This window comes from Tumebacillus flagellatus (assembly GCF_000714935.1).
Classification (GTDB): Bacteria; Bacillota; Bacilli; order Tumebacillales; family Tumebacillaceae; genus Tumebacillus; species Tumebacillus flagellatus.
The window spans coordinates 128,144-149,786 of sequence record NZ_JMIR01000007.1; the positions used below are offsets into that span (position 1 = coordinate 128,144).

6 protein-coding genes are annotated in these 21,643 nt (G+C 59.1%); all 6 read left to right on the forward strand.

What is annotated here, in order from left to right; genetic code table 11:
* Window positions 1-6 precede the first annotated feature (6 nt).
* The 6 genes from EL26_RS07110 (at window position 7) to EL26_RS07135 (ending at window position 21,614) form a co-directional block, all read left to right on the forward strand.
* Window positions 7-1,737 carry a 2-oxoacid:acceptor oxidoreductase subunit alpha gene (locus EL26_RS07110; protein ID WP_038086069.1) on the forward strand — a complete coding sequence of 577 codons (1,731 nt, stop codon included), beginning with the start codon at window positions 7-9 and terminating at the stop codon, window positions 1,735-1,737.
* Window positions 1,738-1,744: 7 nt separating this feature from the next.
* Window positions 1,745-2,608 carry a 2-oxoacid:ferredoxin oxidoreductase subunit beta gene (locus tag EL26_RS07115; protein ID WP_038086071.1) on the forward strand — a complete coding sequence of 288 codons (864 nt, stop codon included), beginning with the start codon at window positions 1,745-1,747 and terminating at the stop codon, window positions 2,606-2,608.
* Window positions 2,609-2,789: 181 nt separating this feature from the next.
* On the forward strand, window positions 2,790-6,089 hold the full coding sequence (locus EL26_RS07120; protein WP_038086073.1) for a condensation domain-containing protein: 3,300 nt from the start codon (window positions 2,790-2,792) through the stop codon (window positions 6,087-6,089).
* A gap of 13 nt (window positions 6,090-6,102) precedes the next feature.
* On the forward strand, window positions 6,103-13,098 hold the full coding sequence (locus EL26_RS07125; RefSeq protein WP_038086075.1) for a non-ribosomal peptide synthetase: 6,996 nt from the start codon (window positions 6,103-6,105) through the stop codon (window positions 13,096-13,098).
* Between the two features lie 18 nt (window positions 13,099-13,116).
* Window positions 13,117-20,307: a non-ribosomal peptide synthetase gene (locus EL26_RS07130; protein WP_038086077.1), complete on the forward strand. Its 7,191-nt coding sequence runs from the start codon at window positions 13,117-13,119 to the stop codon at window positions 20,305-20,307.
* 20 nt (window positions 20,308-20,327) lie between these two features.
* Window positions 20,328-21,614: an MFS transporter gene (locus tag EL26_RS07135; RefSeq protein WP_038086079.1), complete on the forward strand. Its 1,287-nt coding sequence runs from the start codon at window positions 20,328-20,330 to the stop codon at window positions 21,612-21,614.
* Window positions 21,615-21,643: the final 29 nt, after the last annotated feature.

The following is a 21,643-nucleotide window of genomic DNA, read 5'->3' on the forward strand; positions in this document are numbered from 1 at the left end:
ACATACATGACCAACGAATTCACATGGAAGGTCGGCGGGGCCCAAGGGGAAGGCATCGACTCCACCGGGGAAATTCTCGCCACCGTGCTCACGCGGATGGGCTATTACATATTTGCCTATCGCCACTTCATGTCGCTCGTCAAAGGGGGTCACACGAACTACAAAATTCGTGCGTCGACAACCGATCCGGTGTACTACCACGGAGACGACCTCGACATGCTGGTTGCTTTTGACCAGACCACGATCTCCGAGAACGAGGACGAGTTGATCGAGGGCGGCATCATCTTGCACGACGCCAAGTTCCAAGCGCAAACCAACCGCCAAGGCTTGCAAGTTTGCTCCGTGCCGTTGCTTGACATGGCGAAGGAACTCGGCAACCCGATCATCAAAAACATGGTCGCCGCCGGGGCTTCCGCGTATGTGCTCGACATCGACCCGAGCAACTTCTACGAGCAGATCGAACAGCAATTCGCGAAAAAAGGCCAAGAATTGATCGATCTCAACAAGACCGCGTTTAACAAAGGCTACGACTACATCAAGGAAAACTACCCGGATGTCCGCAAACCGGCGCCGCAAGCGACCCGCCCGGGCTCGGGCTACCTGCTGATGAACGGCAACGAAGCGATCGGTCTCGGCGCGGTTCTGAACGGCTGCCGCATCCTCGCGGCGTACCCGATCACTCCGGCGACGGAAATCCTCTACTGGGTGCTTGCGAACCTGCCGAAGTACGGCGGGAAAGTTCTGCAAGCGGAAGACGAGATCGCAGCCTGCATCATGGCGATCGGCGCGAACTACGCGGGCGTGCGCTCGATGACGTCCACGTCCGGCCCGGGCCTGTCCTTGATGATGGAAGCGCTCGGCATGTCCGGCATCTCCGAGACGCCGCTGGTCATCGTCGACGTCATGCGCGGCGGCCCGTCGACCGGTCTGCCCACGAAAACGGAGCAATCGGACGTCAACGAAGCGCTGTACGGGTCGCACGGCGAAACGCCGCGCATCGTGATCACGCCGACCTCGATCCCGGACTGCTTCTATCAAATCGGCCGCGCGTTCAACCTCGCGGAAGAGTTCCAAGTGCCGGTCATCGTCTGCACCGACCTGTTGATCGGGATGAACAAGATGTCGTTCCAAGACCTCGACCTCTCCACGGTCGACATCACCCGCAAGAACCTCGTCTCCCAAGAGCAACTCGACGCGCTGGAGAAGGGGGCGTTCAAACGCTACTCGCTCGACACCGAATCGGGCATCTCCGTGCGCTCCATCCCCGGTCAGAAAAACGGCCGTTACTGCGCGCTGACCAACGAGCACGAAGAGACGGGCTTGGAGATCGAGGACGTGCCGATGCGCAACGCGCAAATGGAAAAACGCTTCCGCAAGTTGAACGCGATGGAGCAACACATCAACGACTGGGGCTATGAGTACAAAGGCTCGGAGACGCCGGACGTGCTGATCGTCGGCATGGGCTCCACGCAGGCGCAAATCTGCGAAGCGATCAAACAGATGGACGGGCAATCGGTCGGCCACCTGCAATACCGGTGCCTGATGCCGTTCCCGAAGGACACACAAAAGTACTTCCAAGCAGCGAAGAAAATCTACGTCGTCGACAACAACTTCACGGGACAATTGACCGGACTGATCTCCCGCGAGCTCGGCTTCCACGACAAATTGACGCCGCTCTTGAAGTACGACGGCAATCCGTTTACGATCCGCGAAATTCTCGCAGCGGTGAAGGGGTGATTGAGACATGGCAACGATGGCTGACTTTCGCTACGACAAAGCGACTTGGTGCCCCGGGTGCGGCGACTTCTCCGTCCTCGCGGCGCTTCAACAAGTCTGCGTAAAAATCGGCTTGGAGCCGGAAGACGTCTGCTGCGTCTCCGGGATCGGGTGCTCCGGGAAGATCTCGCAGCACTTCGGTTCCTACGGCTTCCACTCCCTGCACGGTCGTTCCCTGCCGACCGCGCAAGGCATCAAGATGGCAAACCAAGACCTGACCGTGATCGCGGCAGGCGGTGACGGGGACGGCTACGGCATCGGGGTCGGGCATTTCATCCATGCCTGCCGCCGCAACGTGGACATCACGTACATCGTCATGGACAACCACATCTACGGCTTGACCACCGGGCAATCGTCCCCGACGTCGAAAAAAGGCTTCAAAACCAAAACCTCTCCGAAAGGCGTGGCCGAAGAGCCGATCAAGCCGCTGGAACTGGCGATCGTCTCCGGCGCTTCGTTCGTCGCGCAGGCGTTCTCCGGCGACTTGAAGCAACTGCAGCGCTTGATTGAAGAGGGCATCCGTCACAAAGGCTTCTCGCTGATCAACGTGTTCTCGCCCTGCGTCACGTTCAACCGCGTGAACACGTACGAGTGGTTCAAAGAGAACATCGTCAACTTTGACGAGCAAGAAGGCTACGACCCGACGAACAAAGCGCAAGCGTTGGCGAAAATCGCGGAAACGGAGTCGGTCTGCACGGGGATCCTCTACCGCGAAGACCGCCCGGCGTTCCATGAAGTCGTGCTCGGAGCGACCGAACAAGGCACGGTGAAAGTGCCGCTGGAAATCCCGAACGATGAAATGCAGTCCTTGATCGACCAGTTCCGCCGCTAACCGGGCATGAGAGCAGAGCAACTCCGAATAAAAGGAGTTGCTCTTTTTATGTAATTGTTCTTAACTTAAAGTGATTCATATATACATTATTTGATTGACTAATTTTATGCGTTTAATTACTATAAGAACTACCGTGAATTATCTTCGTAGTAACAGTTAATATTTAAGGAGTGAACGTCTTATGAGCACTTCGGTCGAAGGATATCGCCTTTCTCCACAGCAGCGGCGTGTGTGGAGCGTGAACCCGCTGACACAAGTACAGACAGCATTGCGGGTGGAAGGCCCGCTGAATCGCGAGGTTCTGGAAAAAGCGTTGGAGAAGTTGGTGTGCCGACACGAAGTTTTGCGCACCGTGTTTCACGAAGTGCCGGGGTTGTCTTGGCCGGTTCAGGTGGTGTTGGAGCAGATCGAAGTCGCCTGGACGGTCGTGGAGGATCTTCATCCCGAGGATGTGGAGTCCGCTCTGGACAGACTTTTTCAACCGGAATTCGATTTGCAAACAGGACCGTTGGTACGTCCGGCTCTGCTCGCTCTGACGACAGGAGAAGAGCTGGTCGTTTTGAATCTCTCGGCGTTGATTGCCGATTCGAACTCCTCGCATTTGATGGAGAAATGGTTCAGCCTCTATGAGGCGATGATCTCTGATACAGTTGACACAGCCGAAGAATCCGAAGAGGAAGAAATCACGTACAGTGTGATTTCAGAGTGGTTAAACCAATTGGCGGAAGATGAGGACAGTGAAGCGGGCCGTGCGTATTGGGCTCGAAAGCGCATCGACTCTGTCCCAAGCCTTCAGGTGCCCAAGCGTACCGTTGCGCAGAGCGCAAAGCCTTTTTTGCAAAAAACGGTCGAGCTCTCCCATGACCTGTGGAAGTCGCTGGAGAACACGGCGAGACGTTGGGAGATCGGGGCGCAGGATCTGGTGCTGACCGCTTGGCGGGCCGTTTGGGCGCGCGTCACGGGACAATCTGACATGGTGATGGGATGGGTTTGTGACGGACGCACCGATGAAGGGGTAGAAAGCGCATTGGGCGCGCTGTCCCGCGCGGTGCCGTTGGTCGTGGAGTTTGAGGGCACGGAACTCGTTTCCGACGCCGGGCGGAGACTTGCTTCCGCCGCAAAGGAAGCGTACGAATGGCAGGAATCCTGGACCGGGGAGTCTGTCGCAGAGTCGTTCTCCTTCCAGGTCGGGTTTGAAAGCCGCGCTCGCGTGCGGTCGTATCAGGCGGGAGCGGCCACCTTCACGAAATTCCGGGAGCTGGCAGCGGTCGAGAAGTTTGACGCTTGGTTGTCGTGTCAGTCGGACGCGACAGGAGCGGACTTGGTGTTTCAAGTCGACCCGCTTCTTTGGTCGGAAGCAGCGATTGAGCAGTGGGCGGGCGCTGTGCTTGCCAGTTTGGAGCAGTGCGTGGAATCGGTCGGTACCGGTTCGGCGTTGACTTGTGCGGACTTGGCGTACTGGCAGGAAACGACGCGACAGGCGCACGCGGACGCTCTGGAGAGCACCTCGGCGGACGAAGCGCTGCTTGAAGATGGAATATATTTGTATAATTTGGAAAATTCCGAAGATCAACTTTCCGCTGTTCCCTTGTGGCGGCCGAGGTCGGGAGTGCAGGTACGGGCGGTGGACGCATCGGGAGAATGGGTGCCGCTGGGCGCTGTCGGACTTCTGCACGTTCGCAGAACGGGAACCGAGGAATGGGTTCCAACCGAGCAGTCGGTGCGGGCGTGGTCCGACGGAAGGCTGGAGCTGGTGAAGGGGGACAGCACGGCTTCTAGCGGTGCGTTCACCGCGCCGCGAAGCCAAGTGGAGCAAGAACTTGCGGCAATCTGGCAGGACGTGTTGCGCGTGGAGGACATCGCCGTGCAGGACAGCTTTTTTGACCTCGGCGGGCATTCGTTGTTGGCAACACAAGTGGTCATGCGGATGCGGGCGAAGTACGGGGTGGAATTCCCGATGCGGATCGTCTTTGAAACCAAGACGTTGGAAGCGCTTGCTCAAATGGTCGAACGGTCGACGGGAGAGAGAGGCGAAGGAGCTGTTTCGGGGCAGGAGCTTTCAATTCCTCGCTTGGGGGAACAAGAGCTGTACGAGCTCTCTCCTTCTCAGAAGCGCTTGTGGTTTTCCTCCCAATTGTCCCAGAGCAGTCAGTACGGTACCGGTTTTTATTATGTCATCGAGGACGAATTGCATACGGAGAGTTTTGCGCGGGCGTTCGCTTCCGTCGTCGAGCGTCATGAGATGCTTCGCACGACGATCGTCGTGCAGGACGGCGTGGCGTATCAGCGCGTCACACCGGGCCTGACGCCGTCCTATCGGGAACACGATCTGAGCGCACGACCCGATGCCCAGCAGATGGAGGCCGTGAGAGCGCGCGTGCTGGAGGTCTGGACGACACCGTTCGATCTGAGCCGGGAGTCGTTTTTCCGCGTGGAATTGTTCCGGCTGTCTGAACGCAAATCGTTGCTGTTTCTCTGCGCGCATCACTTCGGCTATGACGGTTGGGCGGTTCGCTTGTTGATTCGGGATCTGAACGCGTTCTACACCGCTTACCGCCACGGGAAGTCTCACGTGGACTTGCCGGACGTCGTTTCGTTCTTCGATGTCGCCGCGTGGTTGAACAAGCGGCTCGCAAACGGGGAGCTGCAGGGGCAGCTGGAGTATTGGCTTTCGCAACTGCAAGATGACGTGCCGCCGCCGGAAGTGCCGGGAGACACTGGGGAGTTTGCCGCCAACCCGTTGGACGTGCGCAAGGCGAGTGTATCACCGAGTGTGACGGCGCAATTGAACGACTTGGCAAAACGACAAGGCAGTTCGCTGTACGCCACGGTGTTGTCCGGCGTCATGGCCTGGCTGTCTCAACTTTCGCGTCAGACCACCGTGACCGTGGGGGCTACGTTGTCCGGGCGGACGCACCCGGAGATGGAAGAGGCGTTTGGACCGCTGATCAATCCGGTGGCGATGCGGACCGATCTGGCGGGCAACCCGACGTTTGCCGAGATCGTCGAACGAACCGCCAAGACGTCGTTTGACGCGTATGCGAACCAAGACTATCCGTTCGACTTGATCTGGCAGGAACTTCGCAAGCGCGGGGCCAAAGCTCCGTCGCTGTATTCGGTGATCTTGATCGGGCAGAACGTGACGGACGGAGCCGTGCAATTGGACGGCATGAGTTTGCAGCCTCGCCCGCTCAGCGAATTGCTCTCAGACCGCACGGACGAGGTGGTTCGCCGCCTGTACGGAGCGTCGGAACGAGAACACGCTTCGTACGATCTCGTGCTCTCGATGAGCGAAGAGGGCGGCGGGATCGTGTTGGAAGCCACGTACGCGGGACAGAAGTTCCGCCCGGAAACGGTCGACCGGTACTTGGCGCAGATGGTGCGCGTGCTGGAGCAGTTTGCAGCCGATCCGGAGGGACGCCTGTCTCAGCTGCAGGCCGAGGCCGTCGAGGAAGAAGATGCATGGGAAGAACTCTTTTGAGGAGGAGTCAAGAATGAAAGGCACGCACAAGAAAGTGGAAAGTCTGCCGATTGTGAATCTGCCAACGGATGCGCCGCGCCCGGCTGTGCCTTCCCTGCGGAGCCGCCGTTTGACACGCTCGATGCCGGCTGAACTCGCCGTCGGGTTGCAACGTCTGGCGGAGGGATGGCGTGTTTCCATCGAAGAGCTGGCGTTGGCTGCAAGCCATGTCTTGCTGTTTCGCTATACCGGCCAACAGGATCTGGTCATCGGGGTATCCGATTCGCAAGAGGTGCTGGCGTCTCGGGTGCAGCTTTCAGGGGAGACGAGCTTCTCCCAATTGGTGCAGAGTGTTCGGGAAGCAGGACGAAGGGAAGCGGCGATCGAGCCGTTTCCTTTTCAAATCGGGTTTGCTTGGGGCGTATCTCCTGTACGGGAGGAGTCTCCCTTCGAATTGGCGTTGACGCTCAATCGGGAGGAGATGGTCGCCGACGCTCGTGTGGAACTGTTTGAGGCGCAGACGGTGGAAGCGTACTTGGACAGTCTGGAAGCGCTGTTGACCGGCATCGTGGAGCAGCCGGAGCGCGATCTCTTGGATCTGCCGGTGCTCTCGGCCAAGGAACGCGAGCATGTGTTGTACGGATTGAACGATACCCGCGTTGAGTATGGAACGGAAGAGTGCATCCATACGATGTTTGAACGGCAAGCGGCTTTGACGCCGGACGCGGTGGCGTTGGTGTTCGAAGGAGCCGAGATGACGTATCGGGAGCTCAATGAGCGGGCGAACCAAGTAGCGCATTATCTGATTCGTTCGGGCGTGCAATCGAATGTGCGAGTCGGCATCTGCATGGATCGGTCGCTGGAAATGCTCGTGGCGATCTACGGCGTCATGAAAGCGGGCGGCGTCTATGTGCCGATCGACCCGTACCATCCGGCGGAGCGGATGAAGTTTACCATGGAGGACTCCGCGGTTCCGCTGATGTTGACGCAAGCGCGTTGGTTGATGCATCTGCCTGCCCAAGCGGACGAAGTGATCTGCTTGGACACCGAGTGGGAAACGTTCGCCGGTGAGCGGGTGGAGAACCCGGAGTTGGAGCTGTCGGCGGACAACAACCTCAGCATTCTGTACACGTCCGGTTCGACCGGCAAGCCCAAAGGGGTCATGAGCACTCACAAAGGCATCTGCAACCTGTTGCGTTGGATGCAGGACATCTTCGGACTCACCCCGCAAGACCGCCACATCTTGAAGACGCCGTACAGTTTCGACGTCTCCGCTTGGGAGCTGTTTTGGCCGCTGGTCAACGGCGCTTGCTTGGTGATCGCCAAACCGGAAGGGCACAAAGACAGCGCCTATCTCGTGGAGTTGTGCCAAGAGCAGGGCATTACCACGATCGTGTTCGCTCCCTCCATGATGCAGTTGTTTTTGGAAGAGGCGGGTGTCGAAGCGTGCACGACGATCAAGCGGGCGCTGTGTGCGGGCGAGGCGCTGCCGTTTGAATTGCAAGAGCGGTTTTTCTCCAAGTTGGACGCAGAGTTGCATAACCTCTACGGGCCGACCGAAGCGTCTGTCATCGTCGCGCATTGGAAGTGCGTGAAAAACTCCCCCAAGCGCGTGGTTCCCATCGGGTACCCGATCGCCAACACGATGATCTATTTGCTCGATGAGCGCAAACAGCCGGTTCCGCGCGGCGCGGCGGGGGAACTGTTCATCGGCGGCACCGCGGTCGCCCGCGGGTATTTGAACCGACCGGAACTCAACGAGGAGAAATTCGTGCTCGATCCCTACCACGGCGACCCGGAAGCGCGGATGTACGGGACCGGGGATTTAGCCCGCCACTTGCCGGACGGCACCATCGACTACATCGGGCGTATCGACCACCAAGTCAAGATTCGCGGGTTGCGCATTGAGCTTGGCGAGATTGAGTCGGTGTTGCAGACGCACCCCGCTGTGCGCGAAGTGGTGGTCATGGCGCAACAGGACGTGCAAGGCGGGAAATTTTTGGCCGCCTTCCTGACCGCGCAAGAGAACGGCGATGCGGACCAAGGGGTCCTGCGCCAATTTGTGAAATCGAAACTGCCGGACTATATGGTGCCCAACGTGTTCGTCGTGCTGGAGGAGATGCCGCTCTCGCCGAACGGCAAGATCGACCGCAAAGCGTTGCCGCAAGTTTCCTTCTCCGACAACGCCCGCGAGGAGCACGTCAAGCCCCGCACACCGCTTGAGCAAGCGGTGGTGCAAATTTGGGAAGACGTGCTGCAAGTGCCGGCGATCGGCGTCACCGATCACTTTTTCTATCTGGGCGGGCATTCGCTGTTTGCCAATCGCGTGGTGGCGCGCATCCGCGAGAAATTCGGGTGCGAGCTGTCGGTTGCCCAACTGTACGACCGCCCGACGGTCGCGGAGCTGGCCGAGCTGTTGGAAGACTCGTCGCAAGGAAGCGCACAAGAGGAAAGCTGGGAGCGGGTCGAACGTCCCGAGCTTTTGCCGCTGACCTATCCGCAGGAAGCGATGTGGTTTGTGGACCGCTTGCAACCGGGCACGACGCATCTGAACGTTCCGTTTGGCTTCCACCTGCACGGGCCGCTCGATGTGGGGGCGTTGCGCCGCAGTTTGGACGAGTTGATCAAACGGCATGAATCGCTGCGCACCGTCATCGTGGAACTCGACGGAGTTCCCTATCAACGCCTCACAGAGTCGAACCGCTGGGAACTTCCGCTCGTCGATGTAAGCGGCTTGCCGGAAGAGCAGCAACGCAAGCGTTACGAAGAAATCCGCACATGGGATTCCCAAAACGGGTTCGACCTGTCGCAAGGTCCGAACTGCCGCGGGTGGCTGTTCCGCTACAGCGAGACGCATCATGAACTGATGCTGAACGTCAGCCACATCTTGTTTGACGCTCGTTCTCTGGATGTGTTCAAGGAGGAATTGTTCACGCTGTACGGAGGCGGCGAACTGCCCGCGCTGACCGTGCAATTCGGCGATTACGTTCTGCGCGAGCGCGCTCGCATCCACCAGCCCAAGATCGAGCGCGACCTCGACTATTGGCGCACTCAATTGGGCGGAACCCTGCCGCTCTTGGAATTGCCGATGGACGCACCCTTGACGCCGCAGAGTTCCAAAGCCGGCCGCATGCAACGCATCCCGTTGCCGGTGGACGTGTCCCCGACGCTTCGGGAGCTGTGCCGGGAAGAACGCGTGACTCCGTTTATGGTGTTCCTCAGCGTCTACCTCCTGCTGTTGTCCCGTCTGTCCGGACAGGAGGACATCGTCGTGGGGACTCCGATGGCCAACCGCGACCGCGTGGAATTGGAAGGGATGATCGGCTTCTTGCTGAACACGATCGCGCTGCGCGGGGATTTGACAGGCAATCCTACCTTCCGCGAACTGCTCCGTCGCGTGCGTGACGTGACGCTGCAAGGCTATGAGCACAGCTCCATCCCCTATGAAAAAGTGGTGGAAGAGCTGCAGCCGGAACGCAGCCTCGTGCGCAATCCGTTTTTTGATGTGATGATCAACTATTTGGATACGCCGGAGACGGGCTTGCAGATCGGCGATCTTGAGGTGACGTCCACCTACGAGCAGTTGTTGATTTCCAAGTATCTGATGACGTTGTTCGTGCAGGACGTTGAGGGTGTGCTGCATCTGGAGTTGGTCTATCGGGAAGAGCTGTTCACAGCGGAGCGCGGCCAGATGATGTTGGAGCAGTTGCAATCGCTCCTCGTGCAGGTGCTGGAGCAGACGGATCGTTCCATTCACGAGTACACGCTCGTGACCGAGTCTGTACGCGAGCAATGGCCGTCCGTGCGCCAAGCCATGACCGAGCCTTCCTATGAGTCGGTGTTGCAAACGTTCCGCAAGCAGGCGCTTGCAGAGCCGAACCGCCCGGCGGTCGTTCAGGGTGACGTGACGCTTTCCTACCGAGAATTGCTCGAACGGGTGGAGGCATTGTCTCAACGCCTGCGTCAAGAAGGCTTGAAGCCGGGAGATGTGACCGCCGTGTTGACGCACCGCAGCGTCGGCTTCGTCGTCAGCGCGTTGGCGGTCTTGCAGAGCGGCGGAGTGTTGTTGCCGGTGGACCTGTCGCTTCCGGAAGTTCGACAATGCACGATGCTGGAGCAGGCGGGTGTGCGTTTCGTCCTCGCGTGGGCCAATGAATCGGCCTCCAAATCGGTCAGCCGCATGCTTCGCGATCTCCCGTGGGTGCACGTGGATGTTGCGACCGGACTTTCCAAGCTCCCGGCCGCTTCGCCCGGAACGTCTGCCGCGCAAGGGTACGATCCGCTTCCGGATGATCCGGCGTACTTGTTCTTCACGTCCGGCACGACCAACGTCCCCAAGGGGGTGCTCGGCACGCACAAAGGGCTGAACCACTTCCTCGCGTGGCAGCGCGAAGAATTCCAAGTGAGTGCGGACGACCGGGTGGCGCAACTGATTCACCTCTCCTTCGATGCGATCTTGCGCGACCTCTTGCTTCCGCTGACGGCAGGCGCTTCTCTGCATCTGCCCGACGTCCCGGAGGACATGAGCGCCGACGTCGTGCTTCCTTGGTTGGAGCGGGAAGGCATCACGTTGATGCACTCGGTTCCGTCGCTGGCGCAGATGTGGCTCAACGATGCGCCCGCAAACGTCGCGCTCCCGCACCTGCGCTATGTCTTCCTCTCCGGTGAGCCCTTGACGGACGGATTTGCGGCGCGTTGGCAAGAGCGGTTCTCAAGCGGCGACCTCGTCAATTTCTATGGGCCGACGGAGACGACGATGATCAAAACGTCGTACCGCGTGCGCCGGGGGCAAGTCGTGGCGGGAATGCAGCCGGCGGGCTGGCCGCAACCGGACACGCAAGTCTGGGTCCTCACGCCAAGCGGTCAACTGGCGGGCGTCGGAGAAGTCGGCGAGATCGTCTTGCGCACGCCGTTTGCATCGCGAGGGTACGTAAACGCACCGGACGAGCAAGCGTTGCGGTTCCGGGCCAACCCGTTCACGAACGACGAAACCGATCTCGTGTATTACACGGGAGACCGCGGACGGTATCGTACAGACGGCTCGTTGGAAGTATTGGGCCGCCTCGACGATCAGGTGAAAGTGCGCGGCGTCCGCGTGCAATTGGGCGAAGTGTCGGCCGTCTTGATGCGTCACCCCGCGGTGGCTTCCTGCGCAGTGCTCGATGTCAAGGACGCTCAGGAACGGACGCAGTTGGCAGCTTACGTCGTTCTGGCCGATCCTGCTTGCGGGATGGAGGCGTTGCGAGGGTATCTGGAGCAACAACTTCCGCCGGCGATGGTGCCCAACTGGTTCCTCTCCTTAGAGCGCTTGCCGCTCACCGCCAACGGCAAAGTGGATCGCCGGGCATTGCCGAAGCCGGAGGTTCACATGGAGGGCGACGAGAGCTCGTTGCCGGCTCGCACGGCAACAGAAGCCGTGCTCAGCAACATTTGGTCGGACGTGCTGGGCGTGGAGCGTGTCGGCGTCAACCAGAACTTCTTCGCTCTGGGAGGCCATTCGCTGCTGTTCATTCAAGTGATGTCCCGCGTGCGTCGTCATTGGGGTATCGACTTGCCGTTGCGGCTGTTGTTTGAAGGCCCGACCGTCGAACAGCTCGCCGTCCACGTCGACAGCGCGGTTTCCAGCCGCCAACACACGCAGATCGAACCGCTTCGCCCGGTTTCTCGCACAGAAGATCTGCCGCTCTCCGAGCTGCAAAAACAATACTGGTTCTTTGCGCAACTCAACACCGACAGCTCCTTGTACAACATTCCGTTTGCTGTGCGGTTTAAGGGCGAGTTGAACGTGGAGCACCTGCAAGCGTCGTTGCATGAGATCGTCCGCCGGCAAGAATCTTTGCGCACGATCTTCCGCTCCGATGAAGCGGAAGACGGGCAAGCGGTGATCGCGTTCTTGCCGCCGGGTGACGTGCACCTGCCGTTGACCGATCTGCGGGAGATTTCCGACGAGTTGCGCGAGGCGGAGTTGGAATCTAAATTGCTTGCCGAAAGCGCGCGCCCCTTCGATTTGTTCACAGGGCCCCTGTACCGCCTGCACTTGTTCCAACTGGAGACGAGGGAGTTTGTCCTCCTCGTGACGATGCATCACATCATCTCCGACGGTTGGTCGGCCGGCGTGTTCACACGCGAGTTGATGGCGCTGTACACCGCTCATGCAACCGGTCAATCGGTCGAATTGCCGGAGCTTCCGATCCAGTATGCCGATTTCGCGGTGTGGCAGCAGCGCTTTTTGCAAAGCGACGCGTATGCGAACCAACTTGCCTATTGGAAACGCCAACTTGGCGGAACCCTTCCCGTTTTGGACCTGTCGCCCGATCGGCCGCATCCGGTGACACCGAGCTACCGTGGGGCGGTACATCGCATCACGATTCCCCACGAGTTGCTGGAGCGGGTGACGAAATTTGCCGGCGAGCAGTCGGTCACGGTGCAGATGGTGATGCTCAGCGCGTTCCAAGCTTTGTTGTATGCCCGATCCCGACAGGAAGACCTGTTGATCGGCGTGCCGGTCGCCGGACGCGACCACGAGGAGACGGAAGGGCTGATCGGCGCTTTCATCAACACGCTGGTGTTGCGAACGAACGTATCGGGCAACCCGAGCGTGGCGGATTGGTTGCATCGTGTGCGCCTGACTTCGCTGGAAGCTTTTGCGAACCCCCATGTGCCGTTTGAGCATCTCGTGGCGGAGTTGCAGCCGGAACGCATCCAAGGGCGCTCCCCGCTGTTCCAAGTCATGTTCAACTACCAAAACGTCGGCTCGACTTCCTTTGAACTGCCGGGCGTTGGGTTGCAGACGGAAACGGTCGGTCGCTTTACGGCGAAATTCGATTTGGAAGTGCTCGTGCATCATCTGGAGAGCGGAATTCAGCTGTTGTTTGAATACGCGACGGACCTCTTCGATGCGACGACGATCCAGGGCATGGCGCAACAGTATCTCGATTTGCTCGGCCGCATGACAGAGGATGCGACGGCACGTCTGCAAGAACTGGTCTCCGCCTCGGCGGAAGATGTGGCGGACGAGCTATTCGGTTAAAAAAGGATGTGACGGCGCGTGAATTATCTATCGAAAGAAAACATGTTGGAAGTGATTGAACTCTCCCGCTTGCAAGAAAGCCTGCTTTCCGGCTCAGACACCCAAGACCTTGCCCGCTTGCCTCTTCATCTCAACGCTTATGAGTTGGAAGGGACGATTGACCCCGCTGTGATGGAGGAAGCGTTGAACGCGGTCATCTCGTCCTATCCGGAACTTCGCTCCGTTTTTCGACCGCTCAAAAACCGCGTCGTGCAGGCGTGCCTCAAGCAACGCCCCGTCGAGTTGCAGGTATTTGACGGGGCCAGTTCCACAGAGGAAGTCGCGGCTTCGCACCTCGAACCGCTGGATATCGGGACCGGACCGCTGCTGCGAGCGGCGTTGCTCCTCCATTCGGACACGCGCGCCACGTTGCTGGTCACGCATCATGCGTTGATTCTCGATCCGGAAAGCAAGGCGCTGCTGGTTGGGGAGTGGATGGCGCAATATGAGTCGCTGCTGCGAACGAACGCACGGACCCCTGCTCAGAGCCGTCCGCGCTATTCGGACTATGTCAAATGGTTGACCCGTCAAGATTGGATGCCCGCCAAGGAATTTTGGCGGGCCCAAGCCGGGGAGTTGATGCCGTCGATGGCGCTCTCCACCTTGCGGCAAAGCGTGGATGCCGGGCCTTTCGTGCAAGCCGATCAGGAATTGGATATGGAGTTGAGTGCCGCTCTGCGCAAAGCCGCGCAGAACGCGCAGGTGTCGGAGAAGGCGTTGGCCGCCGCGGCTTGGTCGCTGTTGGTCGCGTTGTACTCCGGAGAAGAGCGCGTGACTTTCGGCTTGCGGGCTTCCGGTCGCGTGCCGGAACTGGAAGCGTCGGGACGCGGGCTTGGGCCGTATTCCAATCGGTTGCCGCTCGGTGTCGGGACAGCAGGGGAACAGTCGGTGCAGGAATTCCTCCAGACGGTGGACGAGAAACTGCGCCGGGTGGAAGCGTCCGCTTTTTTACCGGAAGCGGAAGTGCGAGCCGACGCTGCGGTGGCGGAAGGCGTGATGCTGTATGACACCGCGCTGTCGTTTGCTGATTTGGAAGAGCGGACGCGGCAAGGGTTTTCCTGGAGCGAGAGCTTTGCGCAGTCGACTGTACCGGAACCTCCTCTGCAAGTCGGGGTGCAGGCGGGCGAACAGTGGAAGGTTGTGTGGTCGTACGCCCGAAACACGCTGTCTTTGCAGACGATTCTGCGCTTGCAAAGTCAATGGCGCACGCTGTTGCAAAGTTTGGCGGCGGCGGACATGTCTGCGAAGCTTGGCGATTTGACGTTGGTGTCGGAGCAAGAGCGGGCGCAATTGGCGGGCTTCAACGTCTCCGCTCAGCCGGACCCTGATTTGAGTTTGTTGGCTCATCAGGTGATCGAGAGTCAGGTGCTGCGCACGCCGGACAGAGTGGCGGTTCGTTGCCAAGACCAAGCGCTGACGTACGCACAATTGAACGCCGAAGCCAATCGCTTGGCGTGGCGGTTGCGCCGCTCGGGGTTTGGCCGCGATGATGTGGCGGCTCTGTTTGCCGAGCGCGACATCTCCATGCTGATCGGGATTCTCGGGGTGTTGAAGGCGGGCGGTGCGTACGTACCGCTTGACACCGCCAATCCGGTGGCGCGAAACCGCACGGTGGTGGAAAACAGCCGTGCGAAAGTCGTGCTGACCCAGACGCCGTTCGTGGGCGAGGCGGCGCAATTGGCGGAGGGCTTGGACACCGAGGTCGTCAACTTGAGCGATGTGGAGGCGCGATCTGGAGAATCCGCAGAGAACCCGACGTTCCAAAACGAGCCGGCTGACCTCGCCAACGTGTTTTACACCTCGGGATCGACCGGACTGCCCAAAGGAGCGATGGTGGAGCACATCGGGATGCTCAACCACCTGTACGCCAAAATCAACTTGGTCGGTCTCGACGAGACGGGCGTGGTGGCGCAGACCGCATCGCATTGCTTTGACATCTCGGTCTGGCAATTCCTCGCGCCGTTGATGGTCGGCGGCGTGACGGTCATCTATCCGAACTCCGTCTCGACAGACCCGGATGCTCTTCTGCCGGCGGTGCAGAGAGACGGAGTGACCGAGTTGGAACTGGTGCCCGCGATGATGGAGATGATGTGGCGAAGCGCCGAAGAGACGGACGGGGTTCCGCTCTCTCTGTTGCGGCACTTGATCGCGACGGGAGAAGGGTTGCCCGCCGAGTTGTCCAATCGTTGGCGGCGCAAGTTTCCCAACGTCTGCTTGATCAACGCGTACGGCGCTTCGGAGACGTCCGATGACTTTACGCATGAAGTCATCCGCGAACTTGTGTCGGAAGATCGTCCCTACGTGTCGCTTGGCACGGTCATCCCCCATCACAGCGTGTATGTGCTCGACCGGTTCTTGCGCCAAGTTCCCGTCGGATGCCTCGGCGAGATCTGCGTCACCGGCATCGGCGTCGGGCGCGGGTACTTGCACGACCCGGAACGCACCGCCAAAGCGTTTCTCCGCAATCCGTTTGACGACGGACGCGGGCCGCGGCTGTACCGGACGGGCGACTTGGGGTACTTCCTGCCGGACGGCAAACTCATGTATGTCAGCCGGGTCGATTTCCAAGTCAAAGTGCGCGGGCACCGGATCGAGCTGGGCGAGATCGAGGCGGCTCTGCGCAAACACGAGCAGGTGGACCAATGCGTCGCGATCGTGCGCAAGGACGAGTCCGGGCAAAACCGGCTGTTGGCGTACGTCGTCACCTCGCAACCGACCGAAGCGTCGGTCTTGCGCGATCATTTGCGGCAGTGGGTGCCGGAGTATATGATCCCGGAAGCTGTCCTCTTGCTGGAAAAAATGCCGCTCAACCAAAACGGGAAGATCGACCGCAAAGCGTTGCCCGAACCAAACGGGCTTACGGGGGCGCAGGAGATCGTCGCCCCGCGTTCCCCGGTTGAAACGGCGTTGGTGCAGATCTGGCAAGACGTGTTGCAAGTGCCGGAACTGGGGATCGACCAGAATTTCTTCGAACTGGGCGGGCATTCGCTCAAGACGATCCAAGTTCGAGCCCGTATCAAGAAGCGGTTGGGGGTCGATCTGCCGTTGCATCAACTGTTTGAATCCCCGACGGTGCGAGAGCTCGCCCTGTTGGTCGGCGACGCGGCGGTGCAGGAAGCGGAGTCTATGACGATTCCGAAGCTGCCGGCTGCAGAGAGATACCCGATGTCGCACGCGCAGCAGAGGCTCTTTTTCCTGCAGAGTCTGAACCCGGAGGACATCACGTACAACATGCCTTCGCTGCTGGAGTTGGAAGGGGAGTTGAACCACGCGGCATTGGTTCGGGCGTTTGAGCAGGTGATCGCTCGGCATGACGTGCTGCGCGCCACCTATGAAATGGAGGGCGAAGCGTTCTTCCAGCGTGTGCACCCGCCGGCTCCTCTTGAGTGTCCGCTGGTGGACCTCTCCGGGTCGAGCGAGGACGAGCAGGAAGCGATCGTCTGGAAGCACTTCCACGAGGAATCTCAAAAGCCGTTCGATTTGACAGCGGGGCCGTTGGTGCGCTTGATGGTGTTCCGATTGGGACCGTCGCGCCATCGTATGCTGTTTGTGTTGCACCATATCATGATCGATTTCTGGTCGTTTGGCGTGCTTACCCGTGAACTCCAAGCGCTGTACGCCGCCGCGTGCGCAGGGGAACCGGCCGCGTTGCCGCCGTTGCCGCTGCAATACACCGACTACGCTTCGTGGCAAAACCAACGCCTCCACGATGGAACGTTGCTTCAAGCGGAGCAGTATTGGCTGGAGACGCTCGGCACCGATTTGCCGGAGCTCGATTTGCCGACCGACCATGTGCGTCCGTCCGTGATGACGGCTGCCGGTGATCAAGTGCGAATCACTCTCGACACCCGCTTGACTTCAAAGTTGCAGGCGTTGACGACGCAAGGCGATGCAACGCTGTTTATGGTGTTGCTGGCGGGTGTCAGCCTGCTGCTCTCCCGGTTGAGCGGTCAACGCGATCTGGTGATCGGCACGCCGGAGGCGGGGCGGAATCTGCTTGAAGTCGAAGGGCTGATCGGGTTGTTTGCGAACACGCTGCCGCTTCGAATTCGCCTGGCACAGGGGCATTCTTTCTTCGAACTGCTGGAGATCGTCAAAGCGTCGGCGCTTCAAGCGTATGAGCATCATGAATACCCGTTTGACCAGATGGTCGAATTGATCAATCCCGTACGCGATATGAGCCGCACCCCGATCTTCTCCGTGCTCTTCCAAGTGTTCCGCGCGGGAGAAGAGCGTTTTCAAGAAACGACCGCCGGTTTGCGGATGCGTCCGGTCGACTTGGAAGTTACGGCGGTCAAACAAGACTTGCAAGTCGAATTTGTGGAGCTGCCCGACACGTTGGAATGCAGGCTGACCTATCGAACCGACCTCTTCGAAAAAACAACCATCGAGCGCTGGCTGCAGCATCTGGTGAACCTCTTGGAACAGATCGCGGATCAGCCGGATGCAGCGGTGGACAAGTTGTCTCTGCTGAGAGAAGCAGAGAAGCGGCACATGATCCACGAGTTCAACAAGACCGATGTTGAGCTGCGCAAGGAACTCGTCGCCTATGAGTTGGTGGAAGAGCAGGTGGACCGGACGCCGGATGCCATTGCGTTGATCGGCGAACATGAAACGCTGACCTATCGTGAATTTGATGCGCGCGTGAACTCGTTGGCCCATTACTTGCGTGCTCAAGGAGCGGGCCCGGAAGTTCGCGTAGGGATGTATCTGGAACGCTCGGTGGAGATGGTCATCACGGTTCACGCGATCCTCAAAGCGGGCGGTGTCTATGTGCCGCTGGATATCAACCACCCGTCCGAGCGCCTCTACAGCGTGTTGGAGGGAGCGAGTCTTGCGCTCGTCGTGACGACGGAACGATTGCAAGGGGTGTTTGCCGAATCGAATGTCGGGTTGGTGGTGCTGGACAGTGCGCAACACCGCTGGATGGAGATGCCCTCCTCGCGTCCGGAGCGTGTGGTGGAGCCGAATCATCTCGTCTACATGTTCCATACGTCCGGTTCCACCGGCGTTCCCAAAGGGGTCATGAACGAGCACTTCGCGTTTTGCACCATGTTGCAATGGCTTTATGAAGCGTTTCCGTTAACCGACCAAGACCGCGTGTTGTTCAAGACCCACCATACGTTTGATGTGTCGACTTGGGAGTTGTTCTTGCCGTTACTGCGAGGGGCGGCGTTGGTCGTGGCGCGCCATGACGGACATCGAGATCCGGAGTATCTGACGCAGGTGGTTCAAGAACAACAAATCACCTGGATCTGCTTCGTTCCATCCGCCTTGCAAATTCAGCTCGAACAGGAAGATTTCAAGTTGTGTGACAGTTTGAAAACGGTCGTCACCATTGGGGAAAACCTTACGGCACAAGTGCAGGAGCGCTTTTACCAAACGTTTGCCACGGCAGAACTGCACAACTTGTACGGCCCGACAGAGGCATCGGTGCACGCGACCGCATGGCTCTGCCAACGAGGAGACACGCGTCGCTATGTGCCGATCGGCGACCCGATCTCCAACGCGAAAATCTACATCTTGGATGAGAATCGTGAACCCGCGCCGTTCGGTCTGGTGGGGGAACTGTTCATCGGCGGTGACATCGTGGGGCGCGGGTACAACAACTTGGAAGAGCTGACCGCACAACGGTTTGTACAGGACCCGTTTGCTTCCAAGCCGGGTGCCCGGATGTATCAAACGGGCGATTTGGTTCGCCGTCATCCCGACGGAACGATCGAATACGTCACGCGGGCGGACAACCAAGTCAAATTGCGCGGGTTCCGCATCGAACTCGGTGAGATTGAATCCGCCCTATTGAATCATCCGGATGTGCAACAGGTTTCTGTCTTGGTTCGGAAAGAAGACGGCTTCGAATCGCTGGCGGCGTACGTGGTGCTTGAACCTGACCGACCGCAAGAAACACAACCGTTGCGGGACTGGCTCTCCAGCAAATTGCCGGAATACATGGTGCCTTCGTACTTCGTGCTCTTGCCCGAATTGCCGCTCAATGCCATCCAAAAGCTGGACCGCAAAGCGTTGCTCGCCATCCCGTTGGAGAACCATTCCGTCTCGGCTCAGCAGTACGCGGCACCGCGCAGCGCCGCCGAACGGGAGTTGGTGCGGATCTTCGAAAACGTACTGCGGGTGGAGCCGGTCGGCGTTCATCACGACTTCTTTGAACTCGGGGGCAACTCGATGCGGGTTCTCGGCGTGTTGGGTGCGATGCAGCAGGTGTTCCAAGTCAAGTTCTCTGTCGCGGGCGTTTATCAGCGTCCCACGGTCGCCAAACTCGCCGAATGGGTGGAAGAGACCCTGCAAGCGAACACTTCGCGCCCGCAAGAGTTGTTGCGAGACGGGGCTCTTTTGATCCAGCAAGGAACAGGCACGCGTCCTCCTCTGTTCTTCGTTCACGGTCAAGGCGGCGGCATCAGCAGTTTCTTCCCGCTAGCCAAAGCGTTAGGGCCGGAAGAGACGGTGTACGGCTTGCAGGGGTTCGGGTACGAGTCGGGCGTCGCGCCGTACGATTCGATGACGGAGATTGCCAAGCGGTACGTCGAAGAAATCCGCCGCCTCCAACCGGAGGGGCCGTATCGGATTTACGGGTGGTCTTTTGGCGGGACAGTGGCGTTTGAAATGGCGCGCTGTTTGGAACAGCAAGGCCAACGGATCGAAATCTTGGGCCTCTTCGATGCAATTCCGATGGACCAGCCGGGCGATCTGCGGGAGCGACGGGCGTGGACCGAGATGGATGTTTTGCGGTTTACGTTGGTCGACTTGGGACTCGATACATCGGTGCTCGACGAGCGGGACGAGGAGCAAGCGTTTGACTACGTGACAGAGCAAATGGTGCTCGCGGGGCGTTTCCCGGCGGGCGCTTCCAAAGAGAGCATCCGTGCCCAAGTGCAGATCATGGCCGCACACGGCACCGCTTCGAGATTCTATCGTTATGAAGGGCCTGTGCGCACCGATCTTCATCTGTTCCGAGTTTCGGAAATGACCGCCCATGCTCACCCCTTGGTGGAGCCTGAGGACTGGGCACCCCGCACCGACGGTTCGGTCTATGTGTATCCCGTTTTGGGTGACCACAACTCCATGTTGGATGTGCAATACCTAAGCGTGTTGGTCGAGCGGATGAGAGAAGCCGACCGGCAAGCGAGATCCCGATACCTCCAGGAAAAAGCCTAGTAGAAGAGGGTGGCTTACACATGAAATATCGTGAGTTGCACATCAACATCCGCGTTCGGTTGGTGGAAGCGTTTCTCGTCAATTTGGTCGGGAACATGATTTATCCGTTCATGGCGATCTACTTCGCGGAAAAACTGGGGGCTGCGATCACCGGCTATTTGATGATTCTCTACATTCTGATTGGTCTTGGTTCCGGCCTGTACGGCGGAACCCTCACCGATCGGTACGGCAGGCGGCGCATGCTCCGGTGGGCGGAGACCGGTCGGGTGCTGTCGCTTGCGACGATGGCGTTTGCGAACTCGCCTTGGTTTGACTCGCCGGTCGTGACGTTGGTTTCGATGCTGGCGTTGAACGGGTTTGGCGGGTTGGCGTTCCCGGCGATGCAAGCGATGATCGTGGATTGCACCACGCCGGAGAACCGAAAGTTCGTCTACAGCTTTGACTATTGGGCGCTCAACACATCGTTGTTGGTCGGCGGCATGGTGGGGGCGTTTTTCTTCCGGGACTATCTGTTTGAATTGATGTCGGCAGCCGCTCTCGTCTCGTTTGGTTCTCTGATGTTGCTGTTGTTTGTCATCCAAGAAACGCACCATCCGGCGCCCTCCCAAGGAGGGCAGCAGACATCCGCCCCAAAGAGCGGCAGCGGATACGGCAAGGTGTTTCGCGACAGCACGTTTATGATCTACATCTTGGCATGTGCGCTGTTGATCTCGATGGAGAACATCTTCTTCAACTACTCGGGCATTCGACTGTCCAACGAGTTCTCTCACTGGACGCCGTTTGCTTGGATGAATCTGAATTGGCACGTGGACGGCGTCGGCATGTTCGGGGTGTTGCGGACGGAAAACGCGTTGCTCGTCGTGTTGCTGTCGGTGGTGGCGGTGCGCGTGTTCAGCCGGTTTCGCGACTTGGGCGTTTTGATGACAGGGATCTTGCTGACCTTGGCCGGCTTTGCGATTCTCGCGGTGACGAACAACCCTTGGTTGCTGGTGATCTGCATGCTGGTTGCGACCGGCGGGGAGCTGTTGCACACCTCGATCCGCCAATCGTACCTCGCCGAAATGATCCCGGCGGCCAATCGCGGCACGTACATGGCGCTCACCGGTCTGATCGGAGTCACCTCGCAAATGATCGGAGCCGGTTCGATCACCATCGGCGCGTATGTGCCTTCGTGGACGATCGGTGTTGTCACCGTGTTGATCGGCGTGAGTTGCGCGGCGCTGTTTCTCGTCACGATCAAACGCTTGCCGGAGCGAAAGCGGAACATGCAGGCGGAGGCGGTTGGGCAGGAAGCGGCTTCCATATAAGAACGGGATTGTGAATGAAGGAGGAAATG